Below are 1,654 nucleotides of genomic sequence, written 5' to 3'. Positions count from 1 at the left end.
CCCACATTCCGCACCTTCAGTTCAGCCCGTAGTAATTTTCGCATTCTGGCCCCAACAGCCTCAGAATGACAATCTGCGATTCGCTAAGATGCACGATGACTTTGACAATTTTTCCTCGATCAACTACAACCGATTGAATCACTCCCATGAACGTCTCAAATATCCATCGCATAGTCGGTCGCTGTGTAGGTTTATTTAGCTGGTTAGGCACAGTTTGTCCAGTTTCCTTGAGCTTCTCTCTAAGCTTCCATTCTGCAAAAGAGTAAATGAGAAGACTCAGAACCATGATCATGCTAAGGGATTCGATCCGTTCTTCCTTCTTGAGGTAGACTTCTGAGACGTGAAAGCTCTTGTCCTTCAGGAAGCGAAATCCGCGTTCCACCGTCTGCTGACCTTTATAATAATTGAGCATGATCTCTGGTTCCAGATCGGTTTTGTTGCTGGCCAGGACAAATCTGCCAAGTTTCTTGCGTTCTTCAGTCAGAACGTCTTCATCGATCTCGATTTCAGCTTCGATTTTGAAGTTCAGGCTCAAAGGTTCGTCCTTCTTGGGACGTCCTCTCCTCTTCTCGACTTTTTCTACACAAGGTGATATCTGGAGATTCTTGATCCGATGATGTGGATGCATAGAATCCCATATCTTTGCTTCATTTTCGGCATCTGGCACGCAGACGAACTTCCTGCTTTTTAGCTTTTTAAGGTCTTTCTCAGCACGATCGGTTTCCTTTTGAATCTTCTTATCAAGGGTCTTCTCGTTCCTCTTTTTCATCTCTTCAGACCAGACGACTACAGCACGCTGAGGAACACCTGCATAGTTAAAATCTGTAACATGAAATGCGTACCGAGGGTCACTTCCTGGAGTCATATCTAGATCGGCATTGAGGAGTCTCTTGGCTTCCCCTACCGTAGCTGGAACATGAGTGATCCATTTGGTCTCAGTTCCAAGGAGCCTGATGTTCTCTTCCGTGTACAGAGCGCTATCCGCGATCCAGTAACAGTCATCATCAAATTTGATCGCTTGTTGCGTCTTTTGGATCATCTCCATGATGCTTTTCTTGTCCGACACGTTTCCAGAGTAGGCTTTAGTAAAAAGAGGCAATCCATGCTGATTCGTAACCAAACCGAGGACGAAACGCTTCAGATCTGTTCTGCCATCTTTGGCATGACCAAACGTAATTTTGATCGAATCTGTACCGTCTGGTGCATCGCCTTCATATTTTCCATAAACGCTGAAGTTCGTAGTATCAACATGTATCAGCTGAGTCCCCAAAGAAAATTGTTTCATAATCTCTAGTGATATCTCATTGAACAGCTCTGTGGTGCCATATTTGTAAATTGCATCAAGCGTCCTGCCTACTATATCATCATTCAGGTCGGAAGGAGTAATTCCTTGACCAAGCAACTTCTCAGTAGGAATCGTCATAAAAAAATTAGGAAATAGGTATAGCCTCTGACCTGTGAAGCCCAAACCGTTGAGGATCATGGCTTTGATCACAACCGAACGGGGAAGATTTCGGGAACTCTTCTTGGGAAGTGCCCGATCAATAACTTCAGCGATCTTCAACGAATCGAAAATGCCTGCAACTAGACCAAGGTGGCCTATTAGGTATGATTGGACGTCCACATCCATGCTACTTACCTTCGAGGTGCCTTG

General features: G+C 44.8%; 1 protein-coding gene. It reads right to left on the bottom strand.

The genetic code is table 11. The features are described from left to right. Positions 1–16: 16 nt before the first annotated feature. On the bottom strand, positions 17–1,630 hold the full coding sequence (locus P0O24_RS12425; protein ID WP_316970066.1) for an IS1634 family transposase: 1,614 nt from the start codon (positions 1,628–1,630) through the stop codon (positions 17–19). Positions 1,631–1,654: the final 24 nt, after the last annotated feature.

Source organism: Candidatus Methanocrinis alkalitolerans (assembly GCF_029167205.1).
Classification (GTDB): Archaea; Halobacteriota; Methanosarcinia; order Methanotrichales; family Methanotrichaceae; genus Methanocrinis; species Methanocrinis alkalitolerans.
Note: the sequence above shows the minus strand (reverse complement) of the source record. Positions and strands in the feature narration are given on the sequence as shown.

Excerpts from the sequence above, each read along its gene's own strand:
- P0O24_RS12425 (WP_316970066.1), bottom strand. The coding sequence starts at position 1,630 with ATGGATGTGGACGTCCAATCATACCTAATAGGCCACCTTGGTCTAGTT.